The sequence below is a fragment of the Brachyspira pulli genome (assembly GCF_036997785.1).
Taxonomy (GTDB): Bacteria; Spirochaetota; Brachyspiria; order Brachyspirales; family Brachyspiraceae; genus Brachyspira; species Brachyspira pulli.
Map to the genome: position 1 here is coordinate 1 of NZ_JAWLQI010000021.1, position 22227 is coordinate 22227.

General features: G+C 26.5%; 14 protein-coding genes and 2 pseudogenes. 10 read left to right on the forward strand and 6 right to left on the reverse strand.

Translation table 11 applies throughout. The features are described 5' to 3' along the window. Positions 1-546 precede the first annotated feature (546 nt). The 8 genes and pseudogenes from R4K56_RS06315 (at position 547) to R4K56_RS06350 (ending at position 11578) form a co-directional block, all read left to right on the forward strand. Positions 547-3579, forward strand: a complete 3033-nt coding sequence (locus R4K56_RS06315) for an Eco57I restriction-modification methylase domain-containing protein (RefSeq protein ID WP_335772191.1) — start codon at positions 547-549, stop codon at positions 3577-3579. A 2-nt stretch (positions 3580-3581) separates the two neighbouring features. Further along, positions 3582-5030, forward strand: coding sequence for a DUF2971 domain-containing protein (locus tag R4K56_RS06320; RefSeq protein ID WP_047117226.1), 1449 nt, complete (start codon positions 3582-3584; stop codon positions 5028-5030). 17 nt (positions 5031-5047) lie between these two features. Continuing rightward, on the forward strand, positions 5048-5686 hold the full coding sequence (locus R4K56_RS06325; protein WP_335772190.1) for a hypothetical protein: 639 nt from the start codon (positions 5048-5050) through the stop codon (positions 5684-5686). Positions 5687-5772: 86 nt separating this feature from the next. After that, positions 5773-7278: pseudogene (locus R4K56_RS06330) on the forward strand (Eco57I restriction-modification methylase domain-containing protein); the annotation flags it as partial. A 67-nt stretch (positions 7279-7345) separates the two neighbouring features. After that, positions 7346-7624 carry a hypothetical protein gene (locus tag R4K56_RS06335; protein ID WP_335772188.1) on the forward strand — a complete coding sequence of 93 codons (279 nt, stop codon included), beginning with the start codon at positions 7346-7348 and terminating at the stop codon, positions 7622-7624. 180 nt (positions 7625-7804) lie between these two features. Further along, positions 7805-9514 carry an ATP-dependent nuclease gene (locus R4K56_RS06340; protein WP_335772187.1) on the forward strand — a complete coding sequence of 570 codons (1710 nt, stop codon included), beginning with the start codon at positions 7805-7807 and terminating at the stop codon, positions 9512-9514. Next, complete coding sequence (locus R4K56_RS06345; protein WP_157145161.1) at positions 9501-10625, forward strand: UvrD-helicase domain-containing protein; 1125 nt, start codon at positions 9501-9503, stop codon at positions 10623-10625. The genes R4K56_RS06340 and R4K56_RS06345 overlap by 14 nt, the downstream gene beginning before the upstream one ends. A 776-nt stretch (positions 10626-11401) precedes the next feature. Beyond that, positions 11402-11578 (forward strand): type II toxin-antitoxin system HicB family antitoxin, encoded by a 177-nt coding sequence (locus tag R4K56_RS06350; RefSeq protein WP_335772186.1) that lies wholly within the window; start codon positions 11402-11404, stop codon positions 11576-11578. On the opposite strand, the gene R4K56_RS06355 is transcribed toward R4K56_RS06350, so the two are convergent. After that, entirely contained in the window at positions 11573-12190 is a 618-nt protein-coding gene (locus R4K56_RS06355; protein ID WP_335772185.1) for an HD domain-containing protein, read from the reverse strand. The two genes, R4K56_RS06350 and R4K56_RS06355, sit on opposite strands and share 6 nt — an antisense overlap. A gap of 121 nt (positions 12191-12311) precedes the next feature. Between R4K56_RS06355 and R4K56_RS06360 the strand changes: the two genes are divergently transcribed. Together R4K56_RS06360 and R4K56_RS06365 are read left to right on the forward strand one after the other, a co-directional pair. After that, a complete protein-coding gene (locus R4K56_RS06360; protein ID WP_297297251.1) occupies positions 12312-12575 on the forward strand; it encodes a hypothetical protein in 264 nt (87 codons plus the stop codon). 94 nt (positions 12576-12669) lie between these two features. Then, positions 12670-15787 (forward strand): annotated as a pseudogene (locus R4K56_RS06365) (efflux RND transporter permease subunit). A 405-nt stretch (positions 15788-16192) separates the two neighbouring features. Here the strand turns inward: R4K56_RS06365 and R4K56_RS06370 are convergent. From R4K56_RS06370 to R4K56_RS06390, 5 genes are all read right to left on the reverse strand, one after another. Beyond that, complete coding sequence (locus tag R4K56_RS06370; RefSeq protein ID WP_335772184.1) at positions 16193-17884, reverse strand: phospho-sugar mutase; 1692 nt, start codon at positions 17882-17884, stop codon at positions 16193-16195. Between the two features lie 609 nt (positions 17885-18493). After that, entirely contained in the window at positions 18494-20080 is a 1587-nt protein-coding gene (locus R4K56_RS06375; RefSeq protein ID WP_297297255.1) for a glycoside hydrolase family 57 protein, read from the reverse strand. Positions 20081-20225: 145 nt separating this feature from the next. Then, complete coding sequence (locus R4K56_RS06380; protein WP_335757318.1) at positions 20226-20612, reverse strand: Fur family transcriptional regulator; 387 nt, start codon at positions 20610-20612, stop codon at positions 20226-20228. Between the two features lie 138 nt (positions 20613-20750). Continuing rightward, positions 20751-21302, reverse strand: a complete 552-nt coding sequence (locus R4K56_RS06385) for a hypothetical protein (RefSeq protein ID WP_335757317.1) — start codon at positions 21300-21302, stop codon at positions 20751-20753. 59 nt (positions 21303-21361) lie between these two features. Next, on the reverse strand, positions 21362-22042 hold the full coding sequence (locus R4K56_RS06390) for a late competence development ComFB family protein (RefSeq protein ID WP_335757316.1): 681 nt from the start codon (positions 22040-22042) through the stop codon (positions 21362-21364). Positions 22043-22227 lie beyond the last annotated feature (185 nt).

The following is a 22227-nucleotide window of genomic DNA, read 5'->3' on the forward strand; positions in this document are numbered from 1 at the left end:
CTTTTTCTGCTTTTCTGTATTTCCTCGCTACGCTCGGTCAGGGAGTGGGTAATAAGGTAAATTTCAAAAAAATTATTTCTGGGGTAGTTTCTGTTTGTGAGGGCGTTTTTATATTTTGGGGTTAGCTTTTTAGTTATTTTCTTTTTGTTTAATATTGGATAATAAACCGCACGTATAGTTGACTGTCTGTAAGGGGAGCGTTACCGTGCGGGGTGGTGCTACAGCTCGTAGTTGTTTGATGTTGGGGTTGATTTTTCTACTTATATTTAGTTGCAAAATGTGCGGTTTGGGTGTATTGCTGTATAAAGTTATAATGGTGGTATTTTATATTATTAAAGGCAATAGGCAGTAATTTCTATAAATTATATTTTTCAAAGATTGTAATATAAAAAATGGTATCTTTCATTGAATATTTAAGTAAAATTTTGTATACTATATAAAAGTGTATATTTATTTTATAGTTTAATGAGAGTATTGCGTTTAAAGTTTATTTTTTATATTTGAACGTTACAAAAATAAAATTATTAAAAGTAATGGGGGTACATTATGTATAGTAAAGAAGAAGTTTATAAAAAAGTTGAAGAGTTAGTTATTAAGTTTAGGAATAACAAGGATCAGTATACAAATAAAAATTATAATGAAACGGAAACTAGAAGGGATTTTTTGGATCCGTTCTTTGAGGCGTTCGGTTGGGACGTATCTAATAGGGCGGGTAAATCACAAACTTATCGTGATGTAATTCATGAGGATAAAGTAAAAGTGGGAAAGGAAACTAAAGCTCCTGATTATGCATTTCGTATTGGGGGAAATAGGGTTTTCTTTGTGGAGGCGAAAAAGCCCGGTGTTAATCTTAAAGAGGACAGTTTGCCTGCTTTTCAGCTTAGGAGGTATGGTTGGAGTGCCAAGCTTGGTATAAGTTTCCTCACTGATTTTGAGGAGCTTGCCGTTTATGACTGCACTAGAAAGCCAAATGTTAATGATAAGGCTTCTACTGCTAGAATTGAGTATATTCATTTTGAAGATTATCTTAATAGATTTGATTTTCTTTATGAGATACTTAATAAAGAGAGGATTGAACAGGGTTCGCTTGAAAAATATATTGCAGGTACTTCAAACAAAAAAGGTACTGAAAGTGTTGATATTGATTTTCTTAATTCGCTTGATAATTTGAGGACTAAGCTTGCATCTAATATTGCGAAGCTTAATAAAAATTTATCTGTACGCGATTTGAATTATGCGGTTCAGCAGATTATTGACAGGATTATATTTTTGAGGGCGGCTGAAGACAGAGGTATTGAGGAGTATGGTGATTTAAAAAGGACTTGCGAAAATAAGGGGGATAATTTTTACAGTAATCTTTTAAAAATTTTTGAACATGCTGACGGCAGGTATAATTCTGGGCTGTTTGATTTTTCTAAAGACAGTATTAGCAGCAGTATTGAGATTGATAATAAAGTAATAAAAGAGATTATTAATGAGCTTTATTATCCTTTGAGTCCTTATGAGTTTTCTGTTATATCGGTTGAGATAATAGGGAATGCTTATGAGCAGTTTTTGGGAAAGACAATCACTATAGGGAAGAATCATAGTGCGAAGATAGAATTAAAACCAGAGGTGCGTAAGGCAGGAGGAGTTTATTATACACCTGAGTATATAGTTGATTATATAGTAGCGAATACAGTTGGGGAGGCTATAAAGGGGAAGAAGCCTGAGGAGATAGCCAATATAAAAATATTGGATCCAGCTTGCGGCAGCGGAAGTTTTTTACTTGGGGCGTATAAATATTTACTTAATTATCATATTGAATATTACAACAAGATAAAGGACATGGCAAAGTTTAAGGGTTCAAAAGAAGATGTAATAAAAGAGAATGGGGATTTAACAATTTGGATAAAGAAGCAGATATTACGCAACAATATATTTGGTGTGGACATAGACAGCAATGCGGTGGAGGTAACGAAATTATCATTACTTATGAAATGTTTAGAGGGGGAGAGTCCGGCGTCAATACAGAACAATCAGGATTTATTTAATGAGCGGGCTTTACCGTCATTGGAGGACAATATCAAATGCGGTAATAGTTTAATAGGCAATGATTTTTACGAGAGCCATCTTGATTTGGACGATGACACTTTATATAAAATTAACTGTTTCGATTGGAATTCTAAGTTTAGGGATATAATGAGAGCAGGGGGATTTGATGTAGTAATTGGAAACCCTCCTTATGTAAAAATTCAAACTATGATGGAATCAAGTCCGTTATCTGTTGAAACATTGAAACAAAATTATAAAAGTGCAAGCAGCGGTAATATAGATATTTATTTATGTTTTGTTGAAAAAGCTCTCCAATTATTAAAGTCTACAGGTGAAATGGGATATATTTTACCTCATAAATTTTTTGAAGGAGATATGGGAGAAAATTTAAGAAATATTATAGCCAATAAAAAGGCTTTGAAAAAAGTTGTATATTTTGGAGCAAATCAAATATTTGATAATGCTACTACATATACATGTTTATTATTTTTAAGCGGAAGCGAAAGAGATAATTTTGAATTGTTTAGATTTTATAAAGATGAAGATATAGAAGAAGCATTGAAAAATGCAAAATTTGTACAGCTTCCAATTTCATTAACTAATGAAGAAAAATGGAATTTCCATAGTGAAGATATACTCAATATATTAAATAAATTAAAATCTATGCCTGTAAAATTAGAGGATTTGACTAGAAAAATATTTGTAGGAATTCAAACTAGTGCAGATGATATTTATATTTTGCATGGAGGAGAAGAAATTAACGGAGTTGTAAAAACTTATTCTAAGTCATTAGATAAAGAAATTGAGATAGAAAGAGAAATTATAAAACCGTTTTTATTGGGTAAAGATGCCAAAAGATATGAAACTATTATACCAAGTAAATGGGTTATATTCCCTTATAAACTTGTTAATGGTAATGCAGTTTTGTATACAGAAAATGAAATAAAATCTCAATTTCCAAAGGCTTGGGAATATTTAAAAGAGAATAAAAAAGAATTGGAAAGCAGAGAACATGAAAAATTTAAAAATACATGGTGGCAATATGGAAGAACACAGAATTTAAATGAATTTGAGTGTAAAAAGATTTCAATTCCTTATATGGCTAATAAATCACAGGCTATCTGGGATAATGATTTTACATATCATAATACAAAATTATATAGTATTTCTTTTAAAGAAAATGTAGCATATAATCCTTATTATATATTAGCTATAATTAATAGTAAATTATTTTATTATTATGTAGCTAATACAGGCACAGTTTTTAGAGGTTGGTTTTCTGTATTTACTCCAAATTTTATAGGTTCTTTTCCTATAAAAGAGTTAGATTTGGATAATAAGGAAGACAAGGAAATTCATGATAAATTAGTTAATCTCGTTGACAACATCATTGATTTAAACAAAAAACTTTCTTCCGAGAAGAACCCTAACACTATTGAAATGCTTAACACGCGTATTCAGGCGGTGGACAAGGCTATTGATAAGATTGTGTATTCATTATACAATTTGACTGATGAGGAGATTAGAGTTATTGAAAGTGAATAATTATGATTATTTTTAATGAAAATTTGGATAAAGCCCTTGATAATTATGAAAATTATTCTGAAGCTTTACAGTATTTTAATAAATATTTAGAATATTTTGATTCTATAGATGATAAGTCTGATATTGTTTATAAAAAATTTTATATTAGAGCATTATTTGAAAGAGGAAAATTTTATTCATTTCACTATAAATTTAAAAAGGCATTAAAAGATTTTTTTCAAGCTCTTAATATTTTTGAAGCTAATAATATTAATGATAACAATTTGTTATATAAGATATATTGTAAAATTGGTGCAGAATATTCATCTATATATAAAATTAATAAGGCTAATAAATATTGTAATAAAGCAATCGATTTACTATCTAATTTAGCTGAAGCTTATGATTTAAAAGGTAATTTATACTATAAAAAAAAATTATATAGAAAAGCTTTAAAATATTATGATTTAGCAATTAGTAAGGGGTATTCTAAATCATATTATGATAAATCTCTTATATATTTTTTGAAAAAAAATTATAAAAAAGCTTTAGAAATGATAGAAACGTATTTTATGAATAAAATTAATAATAATCAAATAGATTGTTTATGTTATTATCATAGAGGATTATATAAATGTTTTCTTAATAATTTTCAAGATGGATATAATGATTTTTTAGAAGGTTTAAAGATGGATAATTCATCTACAATATTATTGTTTGATATCATTATGATAATTTATGAAAACAGTAATGAAGAATTTAAAAATATGTTTGATGAATTGTTTAAAATAATATTAACAGAAGATTTTAAAGTAAAAAATAATAATTACATTATTGATAATAACTTATTATACAAATACAAAAAAATAGATATTAATTTATTAAAACTAATATCAAATAATAATAATAAAATTAATAATATTAGATTAAGTAATTTTAATTATTTTAATGATCCTGCAGACCCTTTAATAAAATTGAATAAAGAAGCTTTTGAAGCTATAGAAAAATATACAAATGATATTAAGATATACTCTTTAAGTAGTGAATATAATAATTTTCTTATGTGGAGTCATTATGCAAATGAACATAAAGGAATTTGTGTAGCTTATGATATTAGCAATATTAATGAATATGATAATATGATTTTGAAAAAAGTTAGATATACTAATAATGTTATATTAGGTGAGTATAAACATATGTTTGATAATTATGCATTAAATTTAGAAAGTTATTTTATATCATTATTTTATTTAAAGCATAAAAATTGGAAATATGAAAAGGAATATAGGATTATTGCTTATACTAAAGAGGAATATATTTATTTACCTATTAAAGCTATTTATTTTGGTATGAATGCAAGTGATGATGATATTAAATTAATAAAAAGTTTAGTTAAAGATGATACTGTGAAATTTTATAAAATGGAGTCTGATAAAAATAATTTGTTTAACTTAATAGCTGAAATAATATAAAAAGGATTTAATAGATTATGGAACATAATAAAAAAGATGTAAGTAAAATTGTATGGAGTGATATTGCAAAGATTTTGCTATCAAAATTACCTTATGGGGATATTTTATTATACTTTTTGAATTTAAATGATAGATTGAAGAAAAAACAATTAGAAGATTTTATTGAGCTATTTATAGAAAGGTTGCAAGAATTAAATATTTCAGCTGATAATATAGAAGTAAAAGAAGATTTTTTGTATTCTATGGATTTAGTATTTCAAAATGTTGTAAAAAATAAATCTGAATATAAAATGAAAATATTTAGAGATATTCTCGTTAATCAAGTTTATAAGGAAGATTCATTAGATATTGAATTATTAAATACATTTCTTGATATAATATCTAAAACTTCAGAGGTAGAAATAGCTATTTTAAATGAATTTTATTTATTTTATAAAAATATAGAACCTGATAGAAATTATATACATTCTAAAATTAGAGATAAATTTACTCAATTATCTAATGAACAATATATTTTTTATTTGCAGAATTTAACATATAAATGTTTGCTATATGATGATGGTATAAATAGATATGATACTAGACCATTTGAAATTATGAAAATAACAGATTTTGGTAAAAGTTTTATTGATTTTATAATGTCTAGTAATAATTAAATATTAAAAAGTATTCAGCCGCACGTACAGAGGTCTGTCCGTAAGGGGTTGCATTGCCGTGCGGGAAGGTGCTACAGCTCGTAGTAGGTAATGGTTTTTACGAGAGCCAGTCGGTGCTTGATTTTGACGAGGAGACGCAATATAAAATAAATTGTTTTGATTGGGAAGATGAGTTTAAAAGCGTTTTTAAAGCGGGCGGTTTCGATGTGGTGATAGGCAATCCGCCGTATGTAAGAATGCAAACGCTTTCAGATACTAACAAGGAAACTGTTAATTATTATAATAATATTTATATAGATTATGTAAAAGGAAATTATGATTTATATATTATTTTCTTATATAAAGCTTTTTCTATGTTAAATAATTATGGTAAATTAGGATATATTTTACCTCATAAATTTTTTCAATCAGAAAGCGGAGAAAAAATAAGAAAATATTTATATAATAATAATGCAGTTGATACTATAGTCAATTTTACTACAAATCAAATTTTTAGTAATGCTACAACATATACTTGTTTGCTATTTTTATCTAAAAAAGAAAAAAATAATATTTTATATAAACAATTTAATTTAAATGATGATTATACAAATTTATCTAATATAGAGTATGATAAATTTGATTATTCTATTTTAAATACTAATTCTTGGAATTTTAATAATTCAGATGTTCAAGGTATCTTAAGTAAGATTGATAATCAAGAATTATTGTTTTCAGAAATAACATACAAAATATTTAAAGGTTCTTCTACAGGTAATGATAATATTTATTTGTTTGATATTTTAGAAGAAAATCAAAATACTTGTATAGTAAAATCTAATATTTCAGAAGAAAAAGAAGAATTAGAAAAAGATTTATTAGTTCCTTTTCTTTATGGTGAATCTATAAGAAGATATCAGGATTTAAAAGCAGCTAAATATTTATTATTACCATATGTAAAAAATAAAGATGATAATAATATGTCATTAATAGATATTAAAGAATTAAAAACAAAATATCCATTAACATATAAATATCTAAATAAATATAAATCAGTTTTGTTAACTAGAAAAATCAAAATGAATGATAATGATTATTATAAATATTCTGCTTTAAGAAGCATTAACTATTATGAAAGAAAAAAGATTATGATACCAGATATGTTGGTAAGTTTAAGAATTAGTTATGATTTTGAAGGTTGTTTTTATCATGGTCCAAGTATACATAGCATAATATTTAATGAAAAAATTAATAATCTTAATGAAATGTATTTTTATGCTATTTTAAATTCAAAAATATTTTGGTTTTTTGTATCAAATACTAGTACAGCTTTGAGGGGCAATGCTTATAGATTAACTCCTGAATTTATATCTCCTTTTAAGTTTCCTAATTTAGATTTAAACAATAAACAAGACAAGGAAATGCATGACAAAATGGTTGCTTTAGTTGACAGTATCATTGCGTTAAACAAAAAGTTAGCCGTTGAGAAAAATCCTAATGCTGTTACTATGGTTAGCAGGCAAATCAATGCTGTTGACAAGCAGATTGATGCTTTAGTGTACAAGTTATATAATTTGAGCGATGAGGAAGTGAGAATTATAGAGGGGGAATAAAAGGAACTATAAGAGGTTTAAATAAAATTATTACATTATTATAATTTATATAAATTACAAAGGAGTTATGATGATTACAGTATATAATAAAATAGGAACTTCAAATGAAAATCCACCAAGTGGTTATAATACTTGGAAAGAATATTGGGAAGATAAAAAAGAAAGAAAATTTCAAAAGTGCTCTAATTTAGCTTGTAATAACGATGCTGAGGTTGGAGCTCATGTTTATCCTAATTATTCTCATGATACGACATATATAGTACCTTTATGTAAAGAATGCAATTATATTTATAATCAATCGCCTATGAATGTAGAACAAATAGATTTGCTTAGACTTAATCAGTAAATTATTGCTATATGATTAAATTATTTGTATATTAATTCTTTTATTGATAAAACCGTTTATTCTATTTATAATATATCAGAGGAAGAAAGAAAGATTATAGAAAGCTAGTAATATGAACTATAAATTGTGTAATTTTTATAAATAAGTGTTATGATTAATTATTAATTTTAAGGAAAATATATGTATATTAAAACAGTGAAAATTAAAAATTTTAAATGTTTCGAGGATTTTGAATTAAATTTAAATGAAGATATAAATATAATAGTAGGTAATAATGAAGCTGGAAAATCAACTTTGTTAGAGGCTATATATTTGGCTTTAACAGGTGTTTTAGATGGAAAATATTTAAAAAATGAAATCAATCCATATATATTTAATAAGAAAGCTGTAAAAAACTATTATTCTAATAAAAGTTCTAATTATAAGGAGTTACCAGAAATTATTATAGAATTATATTTTGAAGTTGGAAAAGATGAAGATAATGAATTTAAAGAAATGCGTGGAAACAATAATATGAAATCAGTTGATGAATGTGGTATACAGTTTAAAATATTATTTAATGAAGACTATCAGGAAGAATATAAAGAGTTTTGTGATTCATATAGTTGCAATAACAATGAATTAGAGGTATTACCTATAGAATTTTATAAAATAGAAACTAAATCTTTTGCTAGAAATCATTTAACTCGTAAAAAAATTCCAATTAAATCCGTTTTAATAGATTCATCTATTAATAAATCAAAGAATGGTTCTGATATTTATTTATCATATATAATAGAAAAATCTATAAGTAATGAAGAAAAAATACAAATTCTTAATGCCCATAGAGAAATGAAATATACATTTTCTAATGATAAAAATATAAAAAATATAAATGATAGAATATTTCAAGATAAATATAATATTTCTGAGAAAGAATTAAAATTGTCAGTAGATTTATTACATAATGATTGGCAAAATACACTTCTTACATATATTGATGATATACCATTTCAATATATAGGTAAAGGAGAACAATGTTATATAAAAACTAATTTGGCATTATTAGATAATAAAGCACAAGATGCTAGCTTAATTTTATTAGAAGAACCAGAGAGTCATTTATCACATTCTAAATTAAATAGTTTATTAGACAAGATTAAATATAATATAAGTAATGTGTCTAATAAAAATAAACAGATTATTATAACTACACATAGTAGTTTTGTAGCAAATAAAATGTTATTAAAAAATATAATAATGATAAATTATGAAAATAGTATTCATTTCACTGATTTAAAAGAAAAGACATTTAATTTTTTTGAAAAAGTTTCTGGATATGATACATTGAGATTAGTATTGTCAAAGAAAACAGTGCTAGTAGAAGGTGCTAGTGATGAATTAATTTTTCAAAGGGCATATAAAGATAAATATGGAAAACTACCTATAGAAGATGAGATAGATGTAATATCTGTTGGAACATCTTTTTTAAGATATTTAGAATTATCAGAAAAATTAAATAATAAAGTGATAGTAGTTACTGATAATGATGGAAATGTAAAACAATTAGAGAATAAATATAAAGAATATAAAAATAATAATAATATAAAAATATGTTACGAAAAAAAAGAAAATACTTTTGATGATTTAGATATAAAAATATCTGATAATAAAAATAATAAAAATAATAAAAATATTATTAATAATATTAATACACTAGAACCAAATTTATTAAAATATAACAATATAGATTTATTTAATAAAATTTTTAAAACAAATTGTAAAAATAATATTTCATTATTAGATTATATGTTAAATAATAAAGTAGAATGTGCTTTAAAAATATTTGAATACCACGATGCAATAGAATATCCAGAGTATATAAAAGAGGCTGTAAATGAGTGTGAATAAGTTATTGCTTGCCGCTGCAGGTTGTGGAAAGACTACTTATATAATAAATGAAGCATTAAAATTAAAAAATCAGAATATATTAATTACAACATATACAGATAATAACGAAATAAGTATAAAAAAAAAGATTCTTGAAATTAATGGTACTATACCTAAAAATATAAAAATTCAAACTTGGTTTTCATTTTTAATAAATCATGGAGTAAAACCATATATAACGTGTTTTTTTAGTGATGTCAATGATGTTACAGGGTTGGATTTTATACAATATTATGATAAAAAACACCCAGCATTTAATACTAATAAATATAAAAAAGAGCACTATTTTACAAAAACTAATAAAATATATTCTATATCATTATCTGAATTTATTATTGAATGTAATACTATATCCAAAAACAAAATAATTAATAGATTAGAAAACATTTTTGATACTATTTTTATAGATGAAGTTCAAGATATATCAGGGCATGATTTAAATCTAATTGAGTTATTATTTAATAGTTATATTAATATATATATGGTTGGTGATTTACGACAAAGAGTATATATAACTAATACTCGTAGACAAAATTCTCGTAAAGAAAATGACAGTTATGTAAGTAGTAATATATATAATTTTATAAAAAATAAATGTATAAATAATTGTCAAATAGATACTGTTACTTTAAATAAATCTTATAGAAATAATAAAGAAATATGTTATTTTGCATCTCAACTATATCCAAGTTATGATATTGTACAATCTTGCTCTATACATTCAGATGAACATGAAGGAATTTATTCTATTAAAACTAAGGAAGTAGATAAATACTTAGAATTATATCCAAATAATATAATACAATTAAGAAATAGTAAATCATCTGCTAATAAAATAATAAATATAAAATATCCAGTTATGAATTTTGGAGCTGTGAAAGGATTGGAATATGACAGAGTTATGATTTTTACTACTGATGAAATTATTAAGTTTCTAAAAAAAGAAAAATTAAATAATTCAGAATATAAGGCTAGATTATATGTAGCTATTACTAGAGCTAGGTATAGTGTAGTTTTTGTCACAGATGAAGATTTAACAAAATATGGAATAAAGAAGTTTATTTTTGATTAAGTTTTTTTGTTTAATATTGGATAATAAACCGCACCTACATTTTACTAGCCATAAGGTTAAGATATACGGTGCGGAATGCCCCTACGGCGAGTAGTGGGTAATCAGCCGCACTTACATTGTACTTGCTGTAAGGGTGAGCGTTGCGTGCGGGAAGGTGCCGACCGTAGGGAGTGCGTTAGCTAGGCGAGTAGGCGGAAACTAGGAAAACGGTTGATTTTATATTAAATAATTTTATAATTAAATTATGGATAAAAAAGAAATTATTAATAAACTTACAAATAATAATAAAAATATTAAATATTCTTATTTTTGTAATATTATAGAATCTTTTGGTTTTGTGTGTAAAAGACAAAGAGGAAGTCATAGAATATACTAAAAATTTTTAACTTTGTCAACTGATGCACTTTATATATTATCTACTTTTTGCCGCACAAAAAAGTAGCGAAAACGCAATTGCTAGAACTTTATATTAAAAACATGCCTATTAAATATAGGATATAACCTAAATTTAGACTAAAAATGTAGGCTTTTTGGTTCTTTGTGCCAATACCACAGGCACTCCCTACGGTCGCAAAAGAACTGGGGTGCGGGGCAAAGCCCTGCAGATATTTAAAATTCAAAAAAATTATTTATGACAAAATATAGTTGTTTAGGTATATATTCAAGAATTGGTATTTCTGAGTTAATTAATATTCAAAATGTCAATGGAGAGGTAAAACCTTATCAAGTTAAACAATTTTTATATTTAGTTAATAAATATAATTTGGAGGAATGATATGAAATATAGTATTAAAATTTTTTACAGTGAAGAAGATGAGGGCTATATAGCTTTATCAGAAGAATTAGATAATATAAGTTCTTTTGGAGCAACAGAAGAAGAAGCCTTGAAAGAAATAAAAAATGCGATATCACTTTATTTTGAAGAAAAAAATATACAATTAAAAAGATCATGAAATATTGTCTTTTATGTTCGGAAGTAAATTGTAAATTGAAGTACCTATAACACTTTCAAAATACGCTTTTATTTCAAATACCCTTTTCCACCTCAAGGCACTCTGCGGAAATGTTCCGTATCTTAAAGCAACATCTATAAATCTTTTTTCGAGCAAACAAAATCCAGAAGGCAAAGCAAGACTGTCGCATAATTGAATAAGTAAATCATAATCATCATATACAGCATTGGCAACGAAATTTTTTATGAAGTTGAAATCTTCTTCAGGCATATCAAATTTTCCTATTGCAGTATTTACATCTTGTATCATAAAAGCATGAGTTATGCATATTTGAGCCATTTTCTCCCAACCGTAATTAATGCAGTATTTGTATCCGTCTATTAAATGCCTTTCTGCACTTATACCAGTGTATCTTCCTATATCATGTAAAAGTCCGAATATGTAGGAATTGTCTTCATCTAATTTTTTATCTGTTGATTTTTTATTGTATTCAGAAGCTATTATCCTTGCAGCTTTGGCAACATATCTTGAATGTTCAGCCCAAGGAGTAGGGTTTGATTTGTATGCTTTGTTTAATTCGTATTCGGCTCTTTCTAAATCTAATATTTCCATAATTATTTCCTATTTATATTGATTATAATAATACAACTTTTTTATGAAAAATAAATATTTATTGGGAACTTTTATTATAATTTTTCGTCTAATAAAGCAAATAAAACAATGGATAACTACTATGTTAAAAAAACTTACTTTTATAATTTCTTCTATATTATCACTTTTTTTATTGAGTTCATGTTCTCCGGCATTTGACAGAATGTTTCATATGCCCCCAGCTCACCCGCATGCAAGGAATTATTTTGATTTTCCAATGTTGTTTGGGCCTCATTTCGGTATTCATGGCATACTTAGCATTATCATCAAAGTATTAATAATTATTGCATTAGTTTTCCTAGTAAAAATGCTATATAACAAAGATAAAAATAATAAAAAAGAATAGTTTTTGTTGTTTTTTTCTTAATAAATGCTATTGAATATTTTTTAGAATTTAATATCATATTTGCGAAATATTTTTATGATTTAAATTTATAAAAATGAAAAAATTTATTACTATCATAGTAAGCAGACCGACAACAGTATTTGTTACACTCGTATCCATGTTCATAATTGGATTTATAAGTATTTCAAGACTTAATATAAATTATTTGCCTGATATGGAAGTGCCTATTATCAGTATAAAAACAACTTATGAGAATGCCGGCCCAGAAGAAGTTGAGAAATCGGTTACTAGAATAGTAGAAAGTGCTGTATCTTCTGTTAATAATGTAAAAACTATTAAATCAAAATCAAAAGAGTCTGAATCTAATGTTGAAATAGAATTTAATTGGGGAACAGATTTACAAACTGCAGCTGATGATATAAGGGAAGCTATAGATATGATTAGATCTTCTTTACCAGATGAGGCAGAAAACCCTAATATATCAAAGTTTTCAAGTGATTCTACACCAATAATGAATATAGCTTTTTTTGGTACGGATAATTTATCTTCTTTGTATGATTTAGTTGATAGTCAAATACTTACAAGATTAGAACAAGTTGACGGAGTTGCTCAAACAGAAATAAGGGGCGGATTAAAAAAAAATTATTTGTGTTGATATAGATTTAAATAGACTTAATGCTTATTCCATAAATATTAATGATATAGTTCATACTTTGGCTTTAGAAAATCAGAACATTGCAGGCGGCGAAACTTATGAAGGAGTATACAAATATAATATAAGAACTACAGGAGAGTTCAGAGAGGTAGAAGATATTGAAGATGTAGTTATAGCTTTAAGAGATAGAATTTATCCTTTGAGAGTAAGAGATATAGCTTATGTTCATGAGGATTATGAAGATGATTCAGAAATAGTTCGTATAAATGGAAGCAAGGCATTAACTGTTGCTATAACTAAAGAATCAGGAGGCAATATCATACAAATATCAAGAGATATACAGAAAAGACTTGATAGTATTAATTTGCCTGCTGGTGTTTATTATCAAATATTATTTAACAGTTCAGATACAATAAAAAATTCCATACGCAATGTATTAAATACGGTTTGGCAGTGTGCTTTATTTGCAGTTATAGTTCTTATGTTTTATTTATGGGATATAAAAAGCGTATTTATTATAAGTGTTTCCATACCTATATCAGTTATAAGTACTTTTATATTAATGTATTTCTTTGATATAACAATAAACGTAATATCTCTTTCCGGTTTAGTTCTAGGTGTTGGAATGATGGTTGACAATTCTATAGTTGTTCTCGAAAATATTTTTTATTATAATAATTATTATTCAAAATATAATTATGATAAAAAAACTACTAGAATAAATAATTTAAAATCATCTATTTTAGGTACTAGTGAAGTATCTATTGCTATTACTGCTTCTACTTTAACAAGTGTATGCGTATTCCTACCGTTTCTTTTTGTTCAAGGACAAATGGGGCAGATGTTTAGTGATTTATGTATGACTGTTTCTATTTCATTAATCACTTCACTATTTGTAGCTTTAACCATAGTACCTTTATTAGCTTCAAGATTAAGAAAATTAAATAATCAAAGCAAATTGAATTTTGTATTAAATAAATTATCAGAGTTTTTTAATAAGAATTTGCATAGCAAAATAGAACAATTTTATTTAACAGCACTTTATATAGTGATAAGAAATAAAAAGAAATCATTTGCTTTAATAGGATTATCATTAAGCATATCATTATTTTTATTATTAACCAATATAGGAAAGGAAGGATATCCTGTATCCGATGAAGGAACAATAATTTCCAGATTAAGACTTCCAGTAGGTGCCAGAGTAGAGTTTACGGATATGTTTATGAAATCTATGGAGCATGATATAGAAGATGCTGTTGGAAACAATATGGAATATTATGAAACTAGAGTTAGAACTGGAAGAAACGAGCATCATGGAGAGGTTAGGGTAAAATTAGTTGATAGAGAATTAGGAAGAAAATTAGATATCAGTTATTATATAGAGATGATTAGGAACAGAGTTAATGGTTATCCCGGACGTATAGAACTTAATTCTGAGAACGTAGCTTTAGGTAAGCCTAAGGATTATAGTGCTATAGTTATAGAGCTTGTAGGTGAAGATTTAGAGAGAGGATATGATGTTGCAAGCAATATTATAGCCGCTGCATCTAAAGTTGATGGTGTGAGAAATGTTTTAGTAAAAGAAGATGATTCAAATCATGAACTTATTTTTGATATTAATAGAGATTTAGTTTCTAAAATGGGTATCAATATTAACACCATTGCTAATATTATAAGAATGTCTTTCAGCGGTACTACGGCCAGTAAAATGACTTTGAATAATTCTATATATGTAGATACTGATATTATAGTTCGTTTAGAAGATACAAACAGAGATACTATTTCTACTATTCAAAAGATGATGATACCAACTTCAAATGGTATAGTACCTATTTCTTCTGTTGTTGATATTCATAAAGCTACAGGCCCGACAGAGATAAATAGAAAAAATGATAAAAGAATAATAGAAATAAGTGCCAGTTCTTTTGGAAGACCGATAAATGAAATTATTAATGATATTAGAAAAGAGATTAATAATATATATATACCTAGCGGATTTTCTGTGAATTTTTCAGGTGATTATGAGGATATGCAGGAAGCGTTTATACAATTAATTATTTCTTTAATAATGGCTTTAGTATTTGTATATGCTATTATAGCAGGACAATTTGAATCTTATATTACGCCTTTTGTAATATCTTTGGCAGTTCCATTTGCATTATTTGGAGCATTAGTATTTTTATATTTAGGAAAGCAAACTTTAAATGTTTATAGCGGTATAGGAATAATAATGCTTGTTGGTATAGTTGTTAATAATGGCATAGTATTGATTGATTATATGAATAGGGTAGTTATTGAGAAAAAAATAAGTTGGGACAATGCCGCTTTAGAATCTTGTAAGAGAAGATTAAGACCTGTACTTATGACATCATTAACCACTATATTAGGTTTGCTTCCTATGATATTTGAGATTGGTAATGGAAGTGAAATGTATAGACCATTAGCTATAGCTGTATGCGGAGGTTTAATATTTTCTACTATGTTCACATTGATAATAATACCATCTGTTTATTCTAGTTTTAGAAATAGATTTAATATAAAAATACGTGAAGATTAATATAGTTTTAATTACATTTGCCCGCCCTTTAGGTTTATAATGCTATTCTGTCGTTTTTATATTATTTTATTTTTTATTTTAACTGTTATTTTAGCTGCCCGCCCAGAATTTTTTTAATTTATAGAATGTTAACCGCACGCAGAATAATATTAAAAATATAGATTTATTTTTAAGCCGAATTTTATTATATTATAAATTTAGTTCACCGTGCGTTAAATGCATTAAAAATCTAATCAGCACTTGGGTGGGTGCTGAAATTTCTTTTTAAGCTATAAATATAATTAATATTAAAATAAAAAAATAGTAATAAGGAATAAAGGGCGGGATTTAGAATAAATCTTTAAATATCAAAAAGCCCCATTAAAAATAATGAGGCTTTTGGTATTTATTAATTATATAAATAAATTATTCTTTAATAAACTTTTTGAAATTAGCTACTTTGTCTTTAGCAACTGCAAGTCTCTTATCTTTGCTTTCTTTTACGCAAACTTCAAAATAGAATTTGATTTTTGGTTCAGTACCAGAAGGTCTGATAGTAATTTTTGTTTTATCAGCAAGTATGTATTGAAGAACATTAGATTTAGGTAAAGTAATATCATTTATTTTTTTACCAGTATTATCATAAACTTCTTTTTTCTCATAATCGCTTATACTTACAACTTCAACACCAGAAATTTCTTTAGGTAAATTGTTTCTGTAATAAGTCATTAAATCAGCTATAGCTTTAGCACCGTCAGCACCTTTTTTAGTTATGGAAATAGTTTCTTCATAGAAGTATCCATATTTTTCATAAATGCTTTCTAAGTAATCAGCTAAAGTCATGTTATTGTCTTTACAATAAGCAAGTACTTCAGCAAGCATTAAACAAGAACTAACACCGTCTTTATCGCGTACATTAGAGTTAATACAATATCCGAAACTTTCTTCAAATCCGAATAAATATGTGCCATCTTTTGTTCTTTCTATAATATCAGCAATCCATTTGAATCCAGTAAGAACATCATAAAGTTTTACATTATTAGCATCAGCAATAGCTCTTGCAAGTTCAGTAGTAACTATAGTTTTTACTATATATGGATTTTGAACATTCTTTTTGTTTGTTATAAGATAGTATGCTATGATAGAACCGATTTGGTTTCCAGTAAGGTACATATAAGAACCATCTTTAGTAAGTAAAGCACAGCCCATTCTATCGCAGTCAGGGTCAGTACCCATAACAAGTTCAGCACCTATTTCTTTAGCTTTATCAACAGCAATTTTCAATGCTTCAGGGTTTTCTGGGTTAGGTGATTCAACAGTAGGGAAGTTTCCATTAGGCGGCTGAGATCCTTCCATAGTTGTTAAATTAGTAAATCCTGCTTTTCTTAAAGCCATAGGAACCATTTTGTATCCGGAACCGTGAATAGGAGTATAAACTATTTTTATATCATGATGTTTTTTTATGATATCAGGATTAACTAAATATCCCATTAAATCATTCATGTATTTATCTTCAATATCTTTTCCTATAAGAGTAACTTTTGAAGCATCACCCATTTTTACTTCTTCAGGCTTAACTTTCAATACTTCTTCTATTATATTTTTGTCATGAGGAGGAATAACTTGAGCACCGTCAGTCCAATAAACTTTATAACCATTATATTCTTTAGGGTTATGGCTAGCAGTAACAACTATACCAGCTATACAGCCTAAACTTCTAACAGCATAAGAAAGAAGCGAAATAGGGTGAATATCATCATATAAATAAACACTTATGCCATTTGAAGAAAGTATTTCAGCAGCAGCTTTAGAAAATACATCAGAATTATTTCTTGAGTCATATCCTATAGCAACTTTATAATCACTTCCGCCTTGTTTTAGTATATAGTTAGCTAAACCTTGAGTAGCAACACCAACAGTATATTTATTCATTCTGTTAGTACCAACTCCCATTATTCCTCTAAGTCCGCCAGTACCAAATTCTAAATCTCTATAGAATGCATCTATTAATTCTTTTTCATTACCTGCATCTAATAATGCTCTAATCTCTTTTTTGGTTTCTTCATCATAAGAACCATTTAACCAAGAATCAATTCTTGCTTTTACCTCTTGTTCCATTATACACCTCTAAATATTTATTTTTTATTTTAAAAAAATTTTTATATATAAATTATAGTATACAAAAAATATATAATCAAGTAAAATATTACTTTATACTAAAAATATAAAACTGTTTTTTATAAAACATAATTAATTGTAATTCGTAAATATTGGATAATATATACTGAAAATTTTTAAGTTTGTCAACTGATGCACTTTATATAGAATTATCAACTTTTTTGCCGCACAAAAAAGTAGCTATATCCTCAACAAGCTCGGATACGCTTCGCGAAAACGCAATTGCTAGAACTTTATATTTGAAAAATATTCATTAAATATGGAATATAACCTAAATTTAGACTAAAAATGCAGTCTTTCGCGAAGCGTATCCGAGCTTGTTGAGGATATAGGTTCTTTGTGCCAATACCACAGGCACTCCCTACGGTCGCAAAAGAACTGTGGTGCTGCGTAAGCACGCAGAGCGGTGGGCAAAGCCCTGCAGATATTTAAAATTCAAAAAAATTATTTCTGACAAAATGTAGTTGTTTAGGTATAAATACTTGATATAAAAAAGAGTATGCATATTTTGTAATATACATACTCTTGAATAAATTTCTTAATTAATCATTAGCTATATATTCTAAAGTCCATTTCTGGGAATATATCATCACGCCATTCTAATTTACTTAACCATTCTTCGTTTAAGTCCCTATTTTTAATAGCATAGTATAGGTCAGTAAATCTTTTTACATATAGTTTAGTTGTATTAACAGCATAATCAACCATAGTACCAGTATGCATAATGAAAGCCCAGTCACTGCTTTGAGCAAGTAATAATTCACGTGCTGCCTGATTCAAAGCTCTCTCATAAAGACCAGTTTCATTATAATAGTCATGTGCTAATTCTATCATACGTTCAGCAGCTTTATGTAAGTGTCTGTATATCCAGCCATTAGTACCATTAAGCCATACTTCTCCGTAACCATTAGCACCCCAGCTTGACATTGAAGGCATTGATATTTGATTTACTGGGTGTCTTTCTAAATATTCTTTTGGAGTAATAGTTTCTATTGTATTTTGATCATAATGAATTTTTCTCATTAAGAATTCTATAAACATAGGGCCTTCATACCACCAGTGTCCGAACAATTCAGCATCATAAGGAGATACTACTATTGGAGGTCTGTCCATTACAGAAGATAAATACTCAATCTGTTTTTCTCTGTTGAACATAAAGTTTCCAGCATGATCTCCGGCAGCTTCCATAGCCCATTCAGGATTATAAGGCTCTTTTGCACAATCTTTACCAGTAATTCTATAATATTTTATACCAGTGTTTTTTCTAAGTCCATTGCTTTGTATAAAGTCTTTAATATATTCAAATGGCAAATCATAACCTATATCTCTATAGAATTCTCTGTATCTGAAGTCTCCTGGATATCCAACTTCAGCACTCCATACACTTCTTGAACTTTCTATATCTCTACCAAATGCTGCAACTCTGCTTTCTCTTGAACAATATAAAGGAGCATAAACACCGTATTTAGGTACTCTGTCAGCATACATAATACCATGAGTATCAACAAAGAAATATTTAATTCCATTGTTTGCAAGATGTTTTTCAAGTCCAGGGAAGAATCCGCATTCCCCAAGCCATATACCAGTAGGTTTTCTTCCTAAATGTTTTTCATGAGTTTTTACAGCCATTTTTAGCTGAGCTTCTATTGCTTTAGGATATTCCTGCATGAATGGGAAAAATCCATGTGTAGCACCGCAGGTTATTATTTCTAAATTTCCTCTTTCCAAGAAATATCTGAAACCATTTAATATGTTTTTATTGTATTTATAAACAAAAATATCTCTAATCTTTCTAAACTTATCTCTATAAAATTCTGCAGTATGATGAAAATTAGGATCTAATGATGTTCTTTCGCACTCTAATTCTGATAATTTTATTAATTTTTCTATATAATTAACATATCTATTTTGAAGTAATTCATTAGCTAACATATTCATTAATGGTGGAGTTACACTCATAGTAATTTTGAAGTTTACTCCGTCGTTAACCATTCGATCATATGCATCTAATAAAGGGATATATGTTTCCGTAATGGCTTCATATAACCATTCTTCTTCCAAAAAGTTTTCATGTTCAGGGTGTCTCACATAAGGTAAGTGAGCATGTAGCACTAAAGCTAAATAGCCTTTTGACATAATTATTCCTTAAATTTAAAATGTTATACAAATAGTATATAAAATATAAGTACTAAAATCAAGACTTTTTGATACAGTTATTAACAAAATGAATATAATAAATTATTTTTTAATGTAAAAAAACCGATTACAATAATTAAAAAAATTAAGAATTTTTACATTCTTTACATATTCCAGTAAATACTATATCATGTTTAAAAACTTCAACATCATATTCTTTTGAAACTAATTCATCTAGCTTTTTTTGATATTCCATAGGTATATCTAATAGTTTTTTGCATTTGCTGCATTGAAAATGATAATGCTCATTTGTTATATGATCGAAACGTACAGCATCATCTATAACTGATAACTTTTGTATTTCTTTAGTTTCTGATAGTAAATTTAAATTTCTATATACTGTGCCTAAACTTATAGATGGGAAATTAGGTTTGATATAGTTGTAAACTTCTTCTGAAGTTGGGTGATTTTTTAATTCTTTAACAGCGTTTAATATAACTTGTTTTTGTATAGTGTTTCTTGTATTATTCATAATCATAATTCCCTATATATAAAAAATAATTTATAATTGATAATCAATCTTATTTAGTAATGATAATATTAAGTAAATTTTTTGTCAAGGGAAAAAAATTAATATTTTTGTAAATTTAATACAAATAAAACAAATATATCAAATAGTATTCAAATTTATATAGTCTATAGATAAATTTTTAGAATTTTCCAAATATGTTTTAGTTATAATGATTTTATAGCTTTCTGCTTGATGCATGTATATTTCAGCTAAAATATTACCATTTTCATCGTCTAAAAAATGTTTTTCCATACGTATATTATTTGATGATAGGCTATCCAATACATTATCCAAAAAAACATCAACATTTTTAGAACTGTTAATAGTTATTTGACCTATATTATTATTTTGAGTAAATACTACTAATTCCGCTTCATCTTCTCTTATTTTTATATTTTTTTTCAATATATTATTTCCAATAAATGCTGCATCTATATCAAACATTTCAGATAAACTATTTAATGAATCTTTGAAAGATAAAGAAGCTAAGGCTTTTATATCATTATTACTATAAGTTATTATATTTTTGTAAGTAAATGGACTTGTTATAGTAACAACTTCATAGGAAGTACTGTTTTTATGAATTAAATTTGCTATTACAATAAAAATAATCAAAAAACATGCAAATACAATAAATCTAATTACTCTCATTAATTTCTCTTAAAAGATTATACTAGGGTTATGATAATTATTTTTATTATATATAACAATTAATTATTATTAGGTATATTATGATTTTCTATTAATAATATATCATTAACTTCTTCTATGGAGAATAAAGGCATATCTCCAGCATTATAATATGATGGTTTTAATTTAAATGACAATACGCTTTCATATTGCATAAATTTTTCTGATTCTATAACTATATCAAGTTTAACATCAACTTCTTTATTAGAATCTACTTTTTTAGGCATAAAGCAGAACATAAATTTTCCAGGTACATTACTTGATACTATAGCAGGATTAGGGAAATTAACTCCGTAACCTTGAAGTATTTGACCTTCGCAGAATATATAAACTAAAGCATTGTCTATTTTTTCAAAATTATTTGAAGCAGTAATATTTCCCATTATACTAGGGTATGTTAAATAATAACCGCTTTCTTCTATTGAAGGTACAGATTCTAATAATGTATTTTCTTTTCTTCTGGTAACTATTTCGCAAGCATCAGCTATTATGCTTAATATTTCTGTATTGCTTTGTATAGGATCTTTATTATAGCTGTGAAGTACTCCTCTGGCACTTGTAACATACTGAGGCTGAACTCTATTCAAAGTATATGCTATAATATCCATACGCATATTAGTATTAACAGGAATATTTTTATCTTTTAAATATGAATCTGCTAGTTTTGAAACTTTCTGTTCCATAAGATTTACTAAATACATAAAACTGTCCTCCAAAACTTTCTAAAATATTATACAAAACAAACTACTATTTGTCAAAACAAATTTATATTGTAATATAATTTTTTTGTATAAATTCTTTTAAATAAATATTTAAACAATTAAAAATATAATTATTCACATATAAAAATATGTCATAGTAATAATATATAAAAAAATATAACTTT